General features: G+C 68.2%; 14 protein-coding genes. 10 read left to right on the forward strand and 4 right to left on the reverse strand.

Going from position 1 to position 17,933, the window contains the following annotated elements:
- Positions 1-22: 22 nt before the first annotated feature.
- On the forward strand, positions 23-994 hold the full coding sequence (locus tag ACZ5ZX_RS03290) for a lysylphosphatidylglycerol synthase transmembrane domain-containing protein (RefSeq protein WP_465500434.1): 972 nt from the start codon (positions 23-25) through the stop codon (positions 992-994).
- A 368-nt stretch (positions 995-1,362) separates the two neighbouring features.
- On the opposite strand, the gene ACZ5ZX_RS03295 is transcribed toward ACZ5ZX_RS03290, so the two are convergent.
- Entirely contained in the window at positions 1,363-3,300 is a 1,938-nt protein-coding gene (locus ACZ5ZX_RS03295) for a DUF6541 family protein (protein ID WP_465500435.1), read from the reverse strand.
- A gap of 266 nt (positions 3,301-3,566) precedes the next feature.
- Between ACZ5ZX_RS03295 and ACZ5ZX_RS03300 the strand changes: the two genes are divergently transcribed.
- Together ACZ5ZX_RS03300 and wsfD are read left to right on the forward strand one after the other, a co-directional pair.
- Positions 3,567-5,177 carry a hypothetical protein gene (locus ACZ5ZX_RS03300; protein WP_465500436.1) on the forward strand — a complete coding sequence of 537 codons (1,611 nt, stop codon included), beginning with the start codon at positions 3,567-3,569 and terminating at the stop codon, positions 5,175-5,177.
- On the forward strand, positions 5,174-6,640 hold the full coding sequence (gene wsfD, locus ACZ5ZX_RS03305; RefSeq protein WP_465500437.1) for a glycan biosynthesis hexose transferase WsfD: 1,467 nt from the start codon (positions 5,174-5,176) through the stop codon (positions 6,638-6,640). The genes ACZ5ZX_RS03300 and wsfD overlap by 4 nt, the downstream gene beginning before the upstream one ends.
- On the opposite strand, the gene ACZ5ZX_RS03310 is transcribed toward wsfD, so the two are convergent.
- Positions 6,601-7,851 carry a hypothetical protein gene (locus tag ACZ5ZX_RS03310; RefSeq protein ID WP_465500438.1) on the reverse strand — a complete coding sequence of 417 codons (1,251 nt, stop codon included), beginning with the start codon at positions 7,849-7,851 and terminating at the stop codon, positions 6,601-6,603. The genes wsfD and ACZ5ZX_RS03310 overlap by 40 nt on opposite strands.
- A gap of 103 nt (positions 7,852-7,954) precedes the next feature.
- On the opposite strand from ACZ5ZX_RS03310, the gene ACZ5ZX_RS03315 reads away from it, so the two are divergent.
- Positions 7,955-8,689, forward strand: a complete 735-nt coding sequence (locus ACZ5ZX_RS03315) for a lysophospholipid acyltransferase family protein (RefSeq protein ID WP_061980339.1) — start codon at positions 7,955-7,957, stop codon at positions 8,687-8,689.
- Here the strand turns inward: ACZ5ZX_RS03315 and ACZ5ZX_RS03320 are convergent.
- A complete protein-coding gene (locus tag ACZ5ZX_RS03320) occupies positions 8,686-9,486 on the reverse strand; it encodes an HAD family hydrolase (RefSeq protein WP_465501023.1) in 801 nt (266 codons plus the stop codon). The genes ACZ5ZX_RS03315 and ACZ5ZX_RS03320 overlap by 4 nt on opposite strands.
- Before the next feature lie 82 nt (positions 9,487-9,568).
- Here ACZ5ZX_RS03320 and ACZ5ZX_RS03325 point away from each other — a divergent pair, with 82 nt between their 5' ends.
- A complete protein-coding gene (locus ACZ5ZX_RS03325) occupies positions 9,569-10,462 on the forward strand; it encodes an LLM class flavin-dependent oxidoreductase (protein ID WP_465500439.1) in 894 nt (297 codons plus the stop codon).
- Positions 10,463-10,843: 381 nt separating this feature from the next.
- Here ACZ5ZX_RS03325 and ACZ5ZX_RS03330 read toward each other — a convergent pair whose 3' ends face one another.
- Positions 10,844-12,853, reverse strand: a complete 2,010-nt coding sequence (locus ACZ5ZX_RS03330) for a DUF6541 family protein (RefSeq protein WP_465500440.1) — start codon at positions 12,851-12,853, stop codon at positions 10,844-10,846.
- Positions 12,854-12,935: 82 nt separating this feature from the next.
- Between ACZ5ZX_RS03330 and glf the strand changes: the two genes are divergently transcribed.
- The 5 genes from glf (at position 12,936) to ACZ5ZX_RS03355 (ending at position 17,678) form a co-directional block, all read left to right on the forward strand.
- Positions 12,936-14,162, forward strand: coding sequence for a UDP-galactopyranose mutase (glf, locus tag ACZ5ZX_RS03335; RefSeq protein ID WP_465495804.1), 1,227 nt, complete (start codon positions 12,936-12,938; stop codon positions 14,160-14,162).
- Positions 14,155-14,673: a phosphatase PAP2 family protein gene (locus ACZ5ZX_RS03340; protein ID WP_061980615.1), complete on the forward strand. Its 519-nt coding sequence runs from the start codon at positions 14,155-14,157 to the stop codon at positions 14,671-14,673. The genes glf and ACZ5ZX_RS03340 overlap by 8 nt, the downstream gene beginning before the upstream one ends.
- Entirely contained in the window at positions 14,670-15,629 is a 960-nt protein-coding gene (locus ACZ5ZX_RS03345; RefSeq protein ID WP_465500441.1) for a decaprenyl-phosphate phosphoribosyltransferase, read from the forward strand. Before ACZ5ZX_RS03340 ends, ACZ5ZX_RS03345 begins: the two co-directional genes overlap by 4 nt.
- Before the next feature lie 97 nt (positions 15,630-15,726).
- Positions 15,727-16,134 carry a hypothetical protein gene (locus tag ACZ5ZX_RS03350; protein WP_465500442.1) on the forward strand — a complete coding sequence of 136 codons (408 nt, stop codon included), beginning with the start codon at positions 15,727-15,729 and terminating at the stop codon, positions 16,132-16,134.
- A gap of 38 nt (positions 16,135-16,172) precedes the next feature.
- Entirely contained in the window at positions 16,173-17,678 is a 1,506-nt protein-coding gene (locus tag ACZ5ZX_RS03355; RefSeq protein ID WP_465500443.1) for a hypothetical protein, read from the forward strand.
- Positions 17,679-17,933: the final 255 nt, after the last annotated feature.

Raw genomic sequence — 17,933 nt, forward strand, 5'->3', positions numbered from 1 at the left:
AGGTAGCAGCAGAGGAGGTTCAGTGACGACCGTCGAAACGCCCGAAGAGGAGTCTTCGGTTGCTGTAAAACAACCGAAATCCACGAAGGCGAAGATCCTCGACGTCGTCCGCTGGATCGCCATCCTCCTGGTCGTCACTTTCGCGGCGAAGACACTTGTCACCAATTGGGGTGAATTCTGGCGGACCTTGTCCGAGGTCGCCTGGGAATCCTCCACGTTGAGTCTGCTCGCGCTCGTCGCCGCCATCATGGTGTCGACCTACGGCTGGCAGGTCATGGTCGACGACCTCGGCAAGCCGATCGGCTACGCCCGCGGCGCGCAGATCTGCCTCGTCGGCTCGCTCGGCAAGTACGTGCCGGGGTCGGTGTGGGCGTACCTGCTGCAGATGGAACTGGGCCGCAAGGCCGGGCTCGCCAGGGCCCGGATCTTCACCGGTTCGCTGATCCAGCTCGGCGTCGGCGTGGTGTCGGCGCTGGTCGTCTCGCTGCTCGCGGCCCCCGCGGTGTTCAGCAACAGCCCGCGGGCGCTGTGGCTGTTCGTGCTGATCCCGGTCGGGCTGGCGATGCTGCATCCGCGCGTGCTCACCTGGGGCACGTCGCTCGTGCTGCGGATCCTGCGCCGCCCGCCGCTGGACCACCGGCTGAGCTGGTCGGTCGTCGGCAAGGTCTTCGGCTCGTCGACAGCGGCATGGGCGCTGCAAGGTGTGCACCTGTGGCTGCTGGCGAACTCGGTCGGCACGCCCGGCTTCAGCGGCTTCGTGTTGTGCGTCGGCGCGATGGCCGTCGCGATGACCGTGGGGACGTTCGCGTTCATCCTGCCCAGCGGGGTCGGCGTCCGCGAGGTCGCCCAGGTCGCCGTGCTCACCGCGTCGGGTCTCACCGTCGGCCAGGCGACGGCGTTCGCCATCGCTTCGCGCGTGATGTTCACCGTCGCCGACTTGATCACCGCCGGCGCCGCCGCGCTCTCCGCCCGCCTCGCCTCAGCCCGCGTTTAGTCCGCTGAATGCGGTACTTGCACGCGCAACTACCGCATTCCCGAGGGGTAAGGCGAACATGGCGTGCCCCGGCGCGGGACTGGGCTGACTGACGGACGCCGGGCCGCGTCCCAGTGTCCACAAGGGACATTTTTGGTCAAGCAAGTGTCCGACTTGGGCAGTATGCGCGTTTTCTCAAGGGGGTCGTGAGTGGCAATGAGGGTTCTAACCCTATTCGCCACTCACGACCCCCTGCGAAACCGTGCATAGCGTCATCAATCGGACACCGAGTCCCGAAAAGTATCCCTTGTGGACAGTCTCACGGCAACGAGCCGATCACGCCATATTTGCCTTACCCCTCAACACCTCTCAAGAGAGGACTAAACGCGTCAGGGGGTCAGGCGGTAGATGACGGCGTCGGCGTTGCGGTAGACCTCGGTCAGGAAGTTCAGGCCGTCCAGATCGCGCAGCCCGGCCTGGCGTGGAGCGCCCGGCGGGTAGCCGTACTGCCCGAGGATCACCCAGCGCACGTTCAGCCGCTGGACGGCCGCCCGCACGTCCGGGTTCGCCGGGTACTCGCGGAAGTGCCACTCCAGCAGCCGCGCGTCCGACGGCGACAGCGTCTCGTCGAAATGCCCGGAAGTGGTGCGGACGCCTGACAGCGCGTAGGTCCACACCGTCCCGTCCAGCCGGTCGTTCAACGCGCGCTCGCCGGGCTTCACGAACTCGGCGAGCTTCTCCATCGCCACGACCTCGTCCGGGCTCACCGGCAGCTTGTGCTGGTTGATGCCGGGGGTGTTCGCGTAGCCGGGGGCGACCATCGCCGCGTTTGACCGCGCGTAAAAGCCGTTGCTCAAGAACGCGAAGCCGGCGAAGACCACCACCGCGACGACGAACGCGGGCACCTTCCGGTGCACCACGGTGTCCCGCAGCCACGCCTGTGTCTCGGCGAGCCCGTGCGCCGCGATGATGGACAAGGGGATCGCCGCCATCGCCATGAACCGGTACGGGTCGTTCCACCATGGCCGGGACAGCGTCAGCACGATCGGCTGCTCCGACGACGTCACCACGATGTAGGCGAACCCGGTGAGCAACGCCGTCACGCCGATCCAGCGCAGCGCGCCCGCCCGCGCGAAGAAGATGAAGCCCAGCAGCAGGGCCGCCGAAAGCCAGATCTGCGGGTAAGGCGCTTGGTGCTGGAAGCCCAGCAACGCGCCGAGCGCCGTCGTCGCCCGCCATTCGACCGGCCAGCTGCGGTAGGGCACCTCCCCGTTCGCCAGCCCGAGCGCCCCGAACAGCTGCAGCCAGGCCACGACGATCGCGAGGACACCGACGATCGCCAGTGCGCGCAGGTCCCGCCCGATCCGCCGCCACCGCTCACCGGGCGCGATCCAGCGTTGCAGCAGCAGCGGACCGGCGAACAGGATCGCGCCGAACAGCGTCGACGAGTGCACGCACAGCAGCCCGACCGCGCCGGCCACCAGCACGAAACCGGTGTCGGGCGCGGGACGGTCGAGGTACCGCTTCACCGCGACGGCGGCCAACGGGGTCAGCGCGAGCCCGAGCAGGAACGGCAGCAGCGGTCCCCGGTTCATCGATTCGTACAGCCCCATCGACGGCGCGATGGAGACGAGCGCGACCGCGCCGGCGAAGACCGCCCGCCCTCGGAACATCCGCACCATCGTGACCAGCGACAACGCCAGCAACGCCGGGAGCAGCGCGGTGTTCACGTCCAGCGTCAGCGGGATGGTCGCCGGGCTGAGCAGGTACACCACGGACGCGAGCAGGTGGTAGGCGTTGGGGTAGAACACCGGCGCCGCGTCGCCGTACCAGTTGACCTCGCCGGTGCCGAACAGGCTGCCGTCCCCGGTTTCGGCGATCTCCCGGACGCCGTTCGCGTGATAGACCGCGTCGAAGCCCTGCGGAATGGCGTCCAACCTGCCCATCCCGCGTACCACCGCGTACATCCCGATGGCGGCCGCGAGCAGCAGGCAAGCCCCGACGGCGAGGTGTCCCGCCCGCCCCCACAGCGGCTCCTCCGGCGTGGGCGGCCATCGGCGCAGGGTGAGCCGTCGCAGACCGTAGGCGACGCCGGCGAACAAGGCCGTCGCCACCGCGTACGTCACCGGGTTGAACGGGATCCCGAGTGCGGCCGCCCACGGTCCGGCGAGACCACCGACGGCGTAGCTCAGCAGGGGCGCCATCCCGGCCAGCACCCAGCCGCGCAGTCCGGCGGCGAGGCCGGTGAGCACGCCGGGAAGGCCGATGACGAGCAAGGCGACGCAGATCGTGACGACGTCGGTCAGCGCGGAGGTCTGGGTGGGCACGAGCTTCCTCGGGGCTGGGGGGAATCCGCACAGAACCCCCGAGGTGCGGAACGGAATGGACAGCCAGATTAACCCGCGGGGACCGTTACTCGAACGGGTCACATCACCACGGGGAAATCGCCGCGCCAATCCCTACTCTTGGCAAACTCCGCTCGCCCATTCGTGTCAACTCACTGCGCCGAAAGAAACACCTTGGCGCGGTGATCGATACTTGACCGTAGTCTTTTCGTCAGGGGAGAGGCTCGGCCCGGGAGGGTGGGGATCAAGTGGTGGTCGCGGTCGTCGGCGCGTGGCTCGTGGTCGCCGCCTTCGTCCTCGTGGCCTGGCCCAAGATCAGTACCGACGAGAACTGGCGAGCCGCCGCGCTCGCGTTGACGCTCGGTTTCTCACTGGTGCACCAGCTGGCCTACTCGACCATCGGGGAAGACGCGTACATCACCTTCCGTTACGCGCAGAACATCGCCGACGGCAACGGTCCGGTGTTCAACACCGGCGAACGGATCGAGGGTTACGCGAATTTCCTCTGGATGATCGCGATCGCGTTGCCGAAGGCCGCTTTCGGGGCCGATATCGAGACGTCGGCGATCGTGCTCGGAATCCTCGCCACGCTCGGCGCCGTCCTGCTGGCGTACGTGACGGTGAACCGGGTGGTCGCGCGGGCGGCGGGCGAGCCGCGTCCGGCCTGTGGCGTGGCCGCCGCGGTGCTCGTCGCGGCCGCCGGAGGGCTCGCCGCGTACGGCGGATCCGGCACCGAGACGCCGTTGTTCGTCCTGCTCGTGCTCGGCGTCTTCGCGTCGCTCGCGGCACGGCGCCCGGTAGTCGCGGGCGTGCTCGTCGCCTTCGCGATGATGACGCGTCCGTCGGGAACGCTGCTCGCGGTGCTCGTCGGCTGCTGGCTGGTCATCGCCGCACTGCGCGGCCGGTACACCTGGTGGTCTCCGGTGGGCTGGCTGCTCGGCGGACTCGTCTTCGTCGCGCCGTGGACGGCGTGGCGGGCCACCTACTACGACCACGTCCTGCCGACCTCGATCCTCATCCCCTTCGACCTCGAAATCCCGGCGCGAATCGACAGCGGCTGGCAGTACCTGTCGGGATTCTCGGTGGTCCACCAGGGATTCCTGTTGCTCGGCCTGGTCGCGGCGGTGGCGCTGCCGCTGCGTCGCAACGGTCGTACGCCCCACGAAGCCGAGGCCAGAGCACTGATCTGGCTGATGCTCGCCACCGCCGTCGTGCTCACCGGGTTCGTGGTCTTCTTCGGCGGTGACGCCGCCCCGGCGTGGCGCCTGCTGGCGCCGATCCCGCCGCTGCTGGCGGTGGCCGCGGTGTCGGTCTACGGCGTGCTCACCGCGGCCCCGAAACCGAGCCCTCGGCCGAGGACGGCCGGCAGGCGGCTGCTGCCCGCCGCCGCGGTGACGTTGTCCGGGCTCGCGGTACTGGCTTCGGTGTTCAGCCCGGACATGCTGGCCGGCGTGCGCGCCTGGCACGACCACGGCGCGCAGATGGAGGAGATCGGCCGCTGGCTCGGCGTCTACCTGCCACCCGGTTCGGTCGTGAGCACGTCCGCGCCGGGGGCGCTGTCGTATCACGCCGGGACGCAGCTGCAGATCGTCGGTGTCCGCGGGCAGACCGAGGAAGCGGGCGAGGCCGTCGTCTCCCGGCGGCATCCGACGGTCGCCGTCATCACCGACAGCGGCTATTCGGCGACGCAGTCCTGCGCGATCGACCCGGCGTACGCGGCTAGGTACCGCGTCGTGACCTTCGTGCGTGAAGGCACCTCGTCGTGGATCGCCGTGTTCTTGCGGGCCGATGTCGAGCGGTCGGTCACGCCCGCCCTCGACTTCTCGCCCGAATTCCGCCACGTACCGTGCCCTTCGTGAGTGTCGACGAACGCGTTTCCCCCGGCCGTCCAGCAGCGCTCGAAGCGTCCTCGCGGCTGTTCGGCTTCGGCGTGTTCGCCGCGGCGCTCACCGTGCTGCTCGTCCGTTTCCTCGTGCCGAGGCCGGTCGCGATGTCCGACAACGGTGACGGTTTCCGTGTGCTGTGCGGCGCGGGCATCCCGTGGAAGGGGAAACCGGAGCCGTTCGTGCGGCTCGAGTACACCGTTCCGGCGGGCGAATGCGACGCGACGTACCTGCTGAGCCAAAGCTGGTTCGCGAGGATCGCCCGTTCACTCGGTGGCCTGCTCGGGCTGGATTCGACGCTCAGCCTGGTCGTGCTCGGCGTGCTCATGAGTGTCCTCGCCGCGGCGGCGGTCGCGCTGATCGTCGTCGGCCTGCCGTATTCGCGGCGCGTCCGCGTCTTCGCGACCGTGGGACTTCTGCTGGTCGTCGCGGACTCCGCGTTCTTCGGCTACTTCGCTTCCGTACTGGGCGAAGGCGCCGCGTTCCTCGGCCTTTTGCTCGCCGTCGGTGGCTTGCTGGTGGCCGCGCGGCCGGGTTGGTGGCGCTACGCGGGACTGGCCGTACTGCTGTTCGGCGGCGTCATCGCGGTCAACGCCAAGGTGCAGACGCTGATGATCCTGCCGTTGCTGGCGCTCGCCGTCCTGCTCGTCCGCCCGGCGGGCGTACGAGGTTTGAAGCGGTGGCTGCCCGTGGTCTTCGTCATCGGCGCGCTCGCCGGAGGAACGGCCTACGCGCAGCAGACCGTCGAACCGGCGAAGCTGCCCGACGGCTCGATCGCCGAACGCCCCGGCGACGATTCCCGCGAGATCAACATGTTCAACACGATCTTTCTGACCATTGTGGACGGTCAGCACGACACCGAGGCCGACCTCGCCGCGTTGGGGCTGCCCGCTTCGTTCGGTCAGTACGCGGGCAATGGCTGGTGGCATCCGCGGCCGGCCACGCTCGATCCCGAGTATCCGAAATACCGCGAGCAGATCAGCAGGCGCAACGTCGTCGAGTACTTCGCGACGCATCCCCTGCGCACCATCGGCGTCCTGCACCGTGCGGCGGGTGACCTGCTCACCGCGCGACCGCCCTACCTCGGCAGCTTCGACCGCTCGGCCGGATTCGCCCCCGAAGCACAGGAATACCGGGTCCCGGTGGCGTCGACCCTCACGAAACTCTTGGCGCCCTTGGGTTTCTTCGCGCTACTGCCGATCTGGTTCCTGCTCGCCGCGCGCGGCTGGAAGACCCGGCGCGACGCGGTGGGCGTCGCGCTCGGGTTCCTGCTCGCCGTCGCCGCCGGGCAGTTCGCGCTGGCGGCGCTGGCCGACGGCCTGGAGAACGTCAAGCACCAGGTGATCGCGCTGTACTGCACGCTGCTCGGCGTCGTCCTGGCACTGGTGACTTTCGCGCGTCAGACGGACTTGCCGTCCCCGACGTCCAAAGTCCCTTGATGCGGCCGGAAGCCGGTGAAGCCCTTGCCTCCCGCCCAGCGCGGCGTTGCCGGGAACGACACCAGCGCGGCGAAGATCAGTAGTGCGACGGCGTCGACCCAGAACACCGCGGCACCCGTGACGAGCCGCAGGTTCACCGCGACGTAGAGGAAGAACAGCGCGCCGACCCAGAGCCGCCGTCCTTCACCGCGCTGCTGGTCGAGCACGAGGGCGGTGAGCGCGACGATCAAGGGCGCCATCATCACGAACACCCGCGGGGTATCGGTCGCGACGAGCCGTCCGGCCAGACAGCAGGCGAACAGCCAGACACTGGAGATCAGCAGTTCCGCGCGCAGGCCATGGCGACGGTACTGCTGGTAGAGGCCGTAGCCGAAGATCAGCCAGAAGAAGTGGAACGTGGTGAACAGTTCGACCTGACCGGTGCCCTTGCTCGCGTTGAGCGCGAAGCGGATGTTGTCGAGCAGGCCGCTGTTGGACTGGCCCGCGCCGAAGCCGTAGTCGCCGCCGATGAGGTTCTGTGCCCAGATCCGGTAACCGACGTAGATGCCGGTGGCGACCACGAACACGCCGATACCCCCGAGGACGTCGCGATCCCGGAGGGAACGGCCGCGCGTCCACGCGATCAGCGGGTACAGCGGCGCCAGCAGGAGCGTCGTCTCCTTGTTGATCGCGCCGAGCACGATGACGATCGCGAACGGGATCAGCTTGCGCTTGAGGACGAACCAGATCGCGAGCAGGTAGAGCAGGTTGTTGAGCGGGTCCACCAGCCACGGGTTGCTGAAGGCGTACGGCGCGTACCAGAACGTGCAGGCCAGCGCGACGGCGGCGAGTACGGCGGTGAACAGCTGCAGCTTCAGGTATGAGCGCAGGAATTCGAAGAAGACGATGACCGCGGCGAGCGTGAGCACGAAGGTGAAGCCGACCCAGAGGACATCGAGGGAGAGCCCGGTCAGCAGGTTGCCGCGGTGGACGACCCAGGGGCTCAGCATCCGCAACGCGAACGGGTTCTCCACGGCCGCGCCGGTCTGTTCCGACATGCGGTAGTAGTTCACCGCGTCACCCCAGGCCTGTTCGTGCGGCTTGGGGAACTTGGGCATGAACGAGATCAGATTGATCAGGGAAATCGTGCCCAGCGCGAGATACGCCCAGAGGCGCTGGGCGCTGGTTCTGCCTCGCGGCAGGAGGGTGAGCTCAGTGGTCTCGTGCGTCACCGGGCTCAGTTTAGGGGCAGTGACCTGGGGTGATGACGAGAGTGCGGGCGTGTGACCTACGCGACCGTAGGTTGGTTACCCTACGGTAGCGTAACCTGAACGAATGGCTGAGCTCGTTTACCCGCCCGTCATCATGGCGGCGAAGTTGATGTTCCGGGTGCTGGACAACCGCATCCGGGTGGAGGGGACCGAGCACATCCCGGCCACCGGTGGGGCGGTCATCGCCTGCAACCACGTGAGCTACCTCGATTTCATCTTCTGCGGTCTCGGCGCGCAGCCGGCGAAACGCCTGGTCAGGTTCATGGCGAAGAAGGAGATCTTCAGCAACCGGATCGCCGGGCCGCTCATGCGCGGGATGCACCACATCTCCGTCGACCGCGGCGCGGGTCTCGCGTCGTACCGCGAAGCCGTCGAGCGGCTGAAGGCCGGAGAGGTCGTCGGGGTGTTCCCCGAGGCCACGATCAGCCGGTCGTTCACCGTGAAGGACATCAAATCCGGCGCCGTCCGGATGGCGGCCGAAGCCGGTGTCCCGGTCGTCCCGATGGCGCTGTGGGGCACGCAGCGGCTGTGGACCAAGGGACGGCCGAAGGACCTCACCAAACGCCACGTCCCGATCTCGATCCTGGTCGGCGAGCCGATCCATCCGAAGGCCGACGAAGACGCCGAGGTTCTCTCGAAGGACCTTCGCGTGCGGATGTCCGCGCTCGTCGACCGGGTCCAGGCGGACTACCCGGAGAAGCCGGGTTCCGACGACGAGCGCTGGTGGCTCCCCGCGCACCTCGGCGGCACCGCGCCGACGCCGGAAGAGGCCGCGAAGCTCGACCGCGAAGGCCGCTAAAACCAGCGTTCGAGTACCTGCGCCACACCGTCTTCGGAGTTCGGCGCGGTCACCTCGTCGGCGATGGCCAGCACTTGGCGATGTCCGTTGGCCATCGCCACGCCGTGCCCGGCCCAGCCGAGCATCTCGAGGTCGTTGGGCATGTCGCCGAACGCGATCACCCGCTCGGCCGGGACGCCCAGCCGGGCGGCGACCTCGGCCAGCCCGGTCGCCTTGGTGATGCCGTGCGCGGCGACCTCGATCAGACCGGAGTTCGTCGAGTAGGTGATGTCGACCGAACCGTCGAGCACCTCGCGGGCCGCCCGCGCCATCTCGTCGGAGCTCATCCCGCGCCTGCTGATCATCAGCTTGATCGCCGGATGCCCGAGCACCTCGGCACGCGGCGCCTCCGTGCCCTCGTGATTGCCCCAGGGATTGTGATAGTCCGGTTCGATCACGAAGTTGCGCATCTCCGGATCCCGCGCGGACTCGCCGATCCGCTCCGCGGCGAACCGGCAGCCGGGAAGAGCGTGATCAAGAGCACTCACCGTGTCGTGCAGCACCTGGGGTTCGAGCAGGCCGTGCACCGCCACGATCCGGTCCGTGCCGATCTCGTACAGCACCGCGCCGTTCGCGCAGACCGCGTAACCGGTCAGGTCGAGCGGCTCCGCGATCGGGGCGATCCAGCGCGGCGGACGGCCGCTGACCAGCACGAACGGAACCCCGGCCGCGGTGACGCGCCGGACGATGTCCACCGTGCGTTCGGTCAGGACCTCCATCGGGCCGAGCAGGGTGCCGTCGACGTCGGACGCGATCAAGAGCGGTTTCTCCACCGGCACATTGTCCCCGAAGATCCGCCCATCGGGCGAAGTGTCGGCGGAGACCGCTACCTTCCCGGGTGTGCGCGTAGGCATCGTGATCCTTCCGGAAGATCGTTGGTGGGCGGCCGAGCCGAAATGGCGGGCCGCCGAGGAGTACGGCTTCGACCACGCTTGGACGTACGACCACCTGGGCTGGCGATCCCTCGTCGACGGCCCCTGGTTCAGTGCGATGCCAACGTTGACGGCGGCCGCCATGGTCACGTCGCGGATCAGACTGGGCACCTTCGTCGCCTCGCCGGTCGCCCGGCACCCCGTGCCGTTCTCCCGTGAGCTGATCACCCTCGACGACGTCTCCGACGGCCGCTTCATCCTCGGGGTCGGCGCCGGTGTGCCGCACACCCACTACGACGCCACCGTCCTCGACGGCCCGGAACTGTCGGTGAAAGAGCGAACGAACCGCTTCACCGAGTTCGTCGAGGCGCTCGACGGGCTGCTCATGACCGACGGCTTCGACTTCGAGGGCGAGCACTACCGGGCCAAGGGCGCGCGGAACCTGCCCGGTTGCGTGCAGCGGCCGCGACTGCCGTTCCTGGTCGCCGCGAACGGGCCACGCACGATGACCCTCGCCGCACGGTTCGGCGCGGGCTGGGCCACCACCGGCATCAAGGCGGAGACCCAGGACGAATGGTGGAAGGGCATCGCGGAACTCGTGAAGACCTTCGACGAACGGGTCGAGGCCGTCGGCCGGGACAAGGCGAGCGTGCAACGGTTCCTGAGCCTCGACGCGGCCCCGGTCTTCTCGCTCTCCAGCGTCGGCGCGTTCACCGACGCGGCAGGGCGGGCCGAGGAACTCGGGTTCACCGACATCGTCACGCACTGGCCACGCTCCGGCGACTACTACGTCGGCCGCGAGTCGACACTCGAAGAGGTCGCCAGCGACGTACTCCCGGTACTCCAAGGAAGAAATTCTTAGGCCGAACGGGTGACGTTGACGGGCTGGGTAAACCGGTTCCGCCTAGTGATCGTCTGACAGAGGAGTACAGCGAGTGGGCGCGGCCGACGACGGCTGCCCCTCACGGGTCACCCCGGGGGTGAATGGGGGACGAAGGCTCGCGTGGTCGCGGCGGGGGCAGTCCGCGACCACGCGAGCCCTTTTCGTACCGGGGGCTCTCCCGCCTCGCCCGGCTCGCCGGCACCCGAGGCGGTTCGCGGTGCAGCCCGCCGCAATTAGTCGACTACTTGCGAGGTCAGGCCCCTCAGGACCCGTGGGGCAGGGGCTGAAGGACGCTTTCCCCGCATGCGATGCGAGGAAAGCGTCCTTCACCGCATGAGACGAGAGGAAAGGCCCCTTCGCTCAGCGCGTCAGGGTGTAGATCGAGGCGCCAGCGTTGGAGAAGTCCTTCCGCAGGAAGTCCAGCCCGTCCAGATCCCGCAGTCCCGGCGCCGGCGGCTCACCGATCTTGATCGGCGTGCTCCCGATCAGCACATGCTTGACGTTCAGCCGCCTGACCGCCGCCCGCACCTCGGGATCGGTGTCGTAGTCACGGAAGTGCAGCGCCAGGTACTTCGCGTCCGGCGGCGGCACGCCCGGGTCGTAATGCCCAGCCACCGGATGGATGCCGGTGATCGCGTACAGCCAGGCCGTCCCGTCGAAGCGCTCGTTGAGCACCTTCTCGTCCGGTCCGATGTTCATCTTGGCCAGCTGGTCCATCGCGGCGAGCTCGTCGGCGCTGACCGGCGGGGTGACCTCACCCTCGGGGCCGTTGTAGTACAGGAACGACACCGCGTGCGCGTTCGACTCGGTGTAGAAACCCTTGGTCAGCACCGCCGAGGCGGCCACCACGAAGACCGCGGTCGCCAGTCCGAGCCGGGCGGGCAAGGCGGGCCTGCTCTTCACCCAGGACCGGCCGCTCGCCCACTTCGCGAACCAGCGCTGCAGCTCCGCCATCCCGTGCCCGGCGAGCAGGCAGAGCGGGATCGCGGCGAGCGCCATCAGGCGGTAGCGGTCGTTCCACCACGGCCGCGACAGCGAGATCACCCACGGTTCGGCGCCGAACGAGGCGACCAGCACGAACAGCGCGGAGAAGCCCAGCGCCGAGAGCCCGATCCAGCGCATCCTGCCGAGCTTGAACAGACTCAGCACGCCGATGACCAGCAGCACCGTCAGCCACACTTGCGGGGCGCTCAGCACCTGCCGGAACGTCACCAGCAGCGCGAGCGACTTCTCCACCGGCAGCTGCGAGCCCCACGCGTAATAAGGGTATGAACCCGAAGTGAATTTCAGGGCGCCCAGGATGTGCGGCGCCGCCAGCAGCCCGCTGGCCACCATCACCGGCACCATCTTGACTGCGTCGCCGCCGATCACCCGCCAACCGCCGCGGCCCTCCGGCACGCCGTCGAGCGCTTTGTGCCGCAGCGCGCGGTACCAGCGCTGCACCACCACCGGGAAGGCGAACAGCAGCGCCCCGAACAACGCCGACGAGTGCGCCGCCAGCAGTCCGACAGCGGTCAGCGCGAGCACATAGCCGGTGTCGATGCCCGGTCGCGCGAGGAAACGGGCCAGCGCGACGACGGCCAGCGGGGTCAGCACGATGCCCAGCGCGAACGGCAGCAGCCCGCTGGACACCGACTCGTACGCGCCGGTCGTCGCGGCCGCGGCCACCAGAGCCGTGCAGCCCGCGAACACCGCCCGCCCGCCGAGCTGGCGGATCAGGGCGACCATCGACAGCGCGAAGATCCCGGCGACCGGCATCGTGATGGCGTTCAGCGTGACCGGGATCGTCGTACCCGAAATCGAGTACACGAGCGAGCCGACCAGGTGATACGCGTTCGGGTAGAACGAGCCGTCCGGGTACCAGTTGATGGTGCCCATGCCGGTCAGCGAGCCGTCGCCGGTCTCGGCGATGTAGCGGATGCCGTTCGCGTGGAACACGGTGTCCCAGCGCTGGAACACCGCCGTCGTCCCGCCGCGGGCCGAGAGCACCACGAGGATCGAGATCCCGACGGCCAGCACCACACAGGCCGCGACGGCGTAGTGCGCGCGCGGATGCCACTTCGTCGGCGGCTCCTCGGCGCCCGGCTTGATCCAGCCGCGGCTGGAGCCCAGCCGTCGCAGGCCGAACCCGGCACCGGCGAGCACGACCGTGACGGCCGCCACGGTCAGCGGGTTGTACGACACGCCAGCGAGTGCCAGCCACGGGCCGGCCAGTCCGGTTACCGTGTAGGACAGCAGCGGGGCCAGCCCCGCCAGGGCCCAGCCGCGCAGGCCGGCGGCCCGGCCGACGAGGCCACCGGGGATCGCCAGCACGGCCAGGTAGGTGACGGTCGCGCCGAAGTACGACCAGAAGGTGTCCGGAGTAGGCACTGCTTCCTAAGTGTGTGTGTCGAAGGTGAAAACCGGTGGCTCGGTGCAGGGCGCGGAGGTGACCTGCGTACCCTCGACGCCCGTGAGCGCGCACACGAACCCCGACAAGATTACTGAAGCCGATTTCACCGGCTACGACCTCATCGTGGTCGGGTCCGGTTTCTTCGGGCTGACCGTGGCCGAACGGGCCGCGGCCGAGCTCGGCAAGAAGGTCCTCGTGCTGGAGCGGCGCCACCATCTCGGTGGAAACGCCTACTCCGAGGCCGAGCCGGAGACCGGAATCGAGGTGCACCGCTACGGTGCGCACCTGTTCCACACGTCGAACAAGCGGGTGTGGGAGTACGTCAACCGCTTCACCGAGTTCACGAACTACCAGCACCGCGTGTTCGCACGGGTCAAGGACCAGGTCTACTCGTTCCCGATGAACCTGGCGCTCATCAACCAGTTCTTCGGCAAGTCGCACACGCCGGACGAGGCCCGCGAGCTGATCGCGAAGCAGGCGTCGGAGTTCGACACCGCGGACGCGCAGAACCTCGAAGAGAAGGCGATCTCGCTGGTCGGCCGTCCGCTGTACGAGGCGTTCATCCGCGGTTACACGGCCAAGCAGTGGGAGAACGACCCGAAGAACCTCGGCGCCGACATCATCACCCGGCTCCCGGTCCGCTACACCTTCGACAACCGGTACTTCAACGACACCTACGAGGGTCTGCCGGTCAACGGCTACACCGCGTGGCTCGAGAAGATGGCCGAGCACGAGAACATCGAGGTGCGGCTGAACGTCGACTACTTCGACGTCCGTGAGCACATCCCGGCAGGCACCCCGACCGTCTACACCGGACCGCTGGACCGCTACTTCGACTACTCCGCGGGCCGGTTCACCTGGCGCACGGTGGACTTCGAGTCCGAGGTCGTCGAGACGGGCGACTTCCAGGGCACCTCGGTGGTCAACTACAACGACGAAGAAGTGCCCTACACCCGGATCATCGAGTTCCGGCACTTCCACCCGGAGCGCAAGCACTACCCGAACGACAAGACCGTCGTGTTCCGCGAGTACTCCCGGTTCGCGGGCGAGGCCGACGAGCCGTACTACCCGATCAACACCCCGGACAACCGCGAGAAGCTCGAGGCCTACCGCGAGCTGGCCAAGAACGAGGCCAAGGAGCGCAACGTCCTGTTCGGCGGCCGTCTCGGTACCTACAAGTACCTCGACATGCACATGGCGATCGGCTCCGCGCTGACCGCGTTCGAGAACAAGATCGCGCCGCACCTCACCGATGGCGCGCCTATCGATGGGTCCCTCGATGCTTGAGAAGGGCGCTCCCACCGGCGAGGTGGCGGTCCTCGCGAAGGCGCAAGGCGTCCTTAAGAGTGACGTCACCGTCAAGGCGGCACGAGGTCTTTCGCACTTCGGCGAGCACAGCGCGGGATGGTTCGCGCTGGGGCTCGTCGGGGCGGCGGTGGACAAGAAGCGGCGCAAGGATTGGCTGGTCGCGGCGGTCGGCGTCGTCGGCGCGCACGCCGCGTCCATCGCGGTGAAACGCGTGGTCAGGCGGCCGCGGCCGGATCACCCGAGCGTCGAGGTCCTGGTCGGGACGCCGAGCAAGCTGAGCTTCCCGTCCTCGCACGCCACCTCCACTACGGCGGCGGCGGTGCTCTACTCCGGACTGACCGGGCGTAACCTGGTTCCGGCCCTGGTACCGCCGATGCTCGCCTCGCGGCTGGTGCTCGGCGTCCATTACCCGACCGACGTTCTGGCCGGAGCAGCCCTGGGGGGCCTCGTCGGTGGTCTCATACGACGAAAGCTGAAGAAACGACAATGAGCGAAACGACCGAGAAGGCCGATTCCAAGCCTGAAGACGTAGGACCCGTGGCCGAGGCCGCCGAACCGAAGAAGGTCGCCGGCGGTCTCGTCGGCGGCATCATCAAGACGGCACGCCCGCGCCAGTGGGTGAAGAACGTGCTCGTGTTCGCCGCACCGTTCTTCGCTTTCTCCAAGTCGACGGACCGGACCGGCCTGCTGATCGCCGCGCTGATCGCCTTCGCGGCGTTCTCGCTGGTGGCCTCCTCGGTCTATCTCATCAACGACGCGATCGACGTCGAGGCGGACAAGGCCCACCCGACCAAGCGGAACCGGCCGATCGCGGCCGGGATCGTGCCGGTCCCGGTGGCCTTCGTCGCGGCGGGCTTCTTCTTCGCCGCCGGCCTCGGCATCTCGTTCCTCGCCAGCTGGCAGCTCGCGGTCGTGCTCGCGGTCTACGAGGCCGTTCAGCTCGGCTACTGCTTCGGGCTCAAGCACCAGCCGGTGGTCGACCTCGCCATCGTCGGTTCGGGCTTCCTGATGCGGTCGATCGCCGGTGGTGTCGCCGCCGGTATCGCGCTTTCGCAGTGGTTCTTGCTGGTCACCGCGTTCGGCTCGCTGTTCATGGTGGCCGGTAAGCGCTACGCCGAGATCATGCTCTTCGAGCGGACAGGGGCGAAGATCCGGTCTTCGCTGAAGAAGTACTCCGCGAGTTACCTGCGGTTCGTGTGGGCGACGTCCGCGGCGATCCTGATCATGTCGTACTGCCTGTGGGCGTTCGAGATCCGCCAGGTCGAGCACAACTCGGTCTGGGCCGTCGTCTCGATGGTCCCGTTCGTGGTGGCCGTCCTGCGCTACGCCGTCGACGTCGACGGCGGCAACGCGGGCGAGCCGGAGGAGATCGCGCTCAAGGACCGGGTGCTGCAGGTCCTCGGCGCGGGCTGGGTCGTCACGCTGTTCCTGTCGTTCTATCTCTGATTCGACAGCCGGTACACAGCGCATCCACAGGATGCGCACGCATCCTCGGTGATGGGAGCGGGTGACACGCCCGCTCCCATCGACCAAGGAGCGAAAGATGAGCGACCCGCAGCGGCCGTCCGATGACGACGACAAGACCGTCGAGCAGCCCGAGGTAAGGGCGGACGAGACCGCGAAGAAGCCCGCCGAACCCGAGACCCCGGCCGCTGCCCACACCGGGCCGCCGCCGGTACCGCCGGTTCCTCCCGTACCGCAGGCTCCGCCCGCGAAGGGCGGTTTCCGCCGCTTCGCCGGGCACCGCGCGACGCAACTGGTGGCGGTCGGCGTCCTCGGATTCATCATCGGCGGTGGAGTCATCGGAACCGCCGTCGGCCTGGCCTCCCACCACGGCGACCGGCCCGGTTTCTCTCGTGAACACCGTGGTTCGGCCGGTCCCGGCGGGCACCGCGACTTCCGCGACGGCCACGGTGACCGTGGTTGGCGTGACGAGTACCACGGACGGTAGATAACGGAATCATCACGACACCGTGTACGGTGTTCGTGATGCGAAGCGCCCCCGCTGAATTGCCCAAGGTCCCCGGTGCGCTGCCGGTAGCCGCCGTCCTCGCTCGTCCCTGGGTGCTGCCCGCCGGGGCGGCGGTGGCATCGTCACTGGTGTTCGTCCTGGTCAGCGGGCATTTGATCGACGACACGTACATCACGCTGTCGTACGCGAAGAACCTCGCCTTCCACGGTCATTGGGGCCTGATCGAGGACGGCACCGCCAACACCGCGACGTCGCCGCTGAACGTCCTCGTGCTGGCGCTCCTCACGTTCATCGTCCGGGACGCCGTCTTCGCCGCCGGGATCGTCTTCGTCGCGAGCCAGGTGGTCCTCGTACTCGGCCTGCGTCGCATCGGCACCGCGACCGGCCTTCCCGGCGGGTTCGCCCCGCTGGCGCTGGGCCTGTTGCTGGTGAATCCGCTCCTGCTGTCGTCGGTCGGGCTCGAAGTCGCCCTCGGCGCGACGGCCGTCGTCTGGCTGATGGTGTTCCTGCACGAACGCCGCCCCGCCGCCGCGGGTGCGGTGATCGGCCTGATCGCGCTCATCCGGATCGACCTGCTGCTGATCGCCTTCGTGCTGTTCCTCGCGCGCCGCGAGTTCTGGGCGGGCATCTGGCGGATGACGTTCGCCGCGCTCGGGGTGATGCTGCCGTGGTTCGGGTTCAGCTGGCTCGTGCTGGGTTCGGCGGTGCCCGACACCCTGGTCATCAAGATCATGCAGCGGTCGTGGGGACCGTTCAGTTTCACCAACGGCCCGCTGCTGTACTGGCGCAACTTCCCCGTGGCGTCGACGCTCGCGTTCCTGCCGCTCGTGATCGGCGGCCTCGCCGGTCTACTGTGGACGTTCTACTTCCGGCGCGGTTCGGATCGCGCGAAACGGCTCGTGCCGTTCGCAACCCTCGCGATCGCCGGTGCGGCGCACTATCTGGCCTATTGCTGGCTGAACGTCCCGCCGTACCACTGGTATTACGCGCCGAGCATCATCGGCGCGACGATCTTCCTCGCCGCCGGTGCCTGCGCGGTGCCCGGCCGGGCCAGGCTCGGTGCGGGGATCCTCGCCGGCGCGTTCCTCCTCGTGAGTGTCGTCGCCTACGCGACGCCTGAGCTGCCGCGCCGGTTCGCGCCCATCACCAGCAACCACGCCGCGTCCGACGAGTACCGCAAGATCGGCTCGCAACTGGCCGGACTCACCAAGGGCCGCAAGGTGGAGAGCGCCGGTGAGGTCGGCGCGCTCGCCTACGCCTGCGACTGCGACATCGTCGACCAGTTCTCCGACCGCGGCTCGGTCGACCCGGCGATCGTCGAGACGAAGAACCGCAGTGGCGACCTCGGCAAGGCGCTGCTGGAAGCGAACTTCCGGTTCTTCGATCACAGCGTCCCGCCCGCGACCCCGGATCTGGTGCTGGCCACCACCCGGAAGGCGCCGCCGCCGAACGCGCTGGCCACCTGGACGATCAGCTCGCCGTGGATGGGCACGCAGCAGCTCTACCTTCTGTCCGCGCGCTGACCCCCCGCCCGAGGGTTATCGAGGGGTAAGGCAGACGTGGCGCCGGGCGAAGGGGTGTGTGGATTTTGTTTCATCTAACGCATCAAAATCCACACAGTGAAAGACACCGTCCACCGACGGGACTCGTCGAACCGACACTTTTGCCTTACCTCTCAATAGAACCCTCGTCGCCACTCGCGACCCCCGCCTCGAGCCGCACAAACCGCCCAAGTCAGACAACCTTCTTCAGAAAAGCGTCCCTTGTGGACAGTATTG

The organism is Amycolatopsis sp. NPDC033938, from assembly GCF_055575975.1.

Bases quoted from the DNA above. Each gene is read 5' to 3' on its own strand.
- ACZ5ZX_RS03350 (WP_465500442.1), top strand. From the start codon at position 15,727: ATGAGCGACCCGCAGCGGCCGTCCGATGACGACGACAAGACCGTCGAG.
- ACZ5ZX_RS03345 (WP_465500441.1), top strand. From the start codon at position 14,670: ATGAGCGAAACGACCGAGAAGGCCGATTCCAAGCCTGAAGACGTAGGA.
- ACZ5ZX_RS03355 (WP_465500443.1), top strand. From the start codon at position 16,173: ATGCGAAGCGCCCCCGCTGAATTGCCCAAGGTCCCCGGTGCGCTGCCG.
- ACZ5ZX_RS03315 (WP_061980339.1), top strand. From the start codon at position 7,955: ATGGCTGAGCTCGTTTACCCGCCCGTCATCATGGCGGCGAAGTTGATG.
- ACZ5ZX_RS03340 (WP_061980615.1), top strand. From the start codon at position 14,155: ATGCTTGAGAAGGGCGCTCCCACCGGCGAGGTGGCGGTCCTCGCGAAG.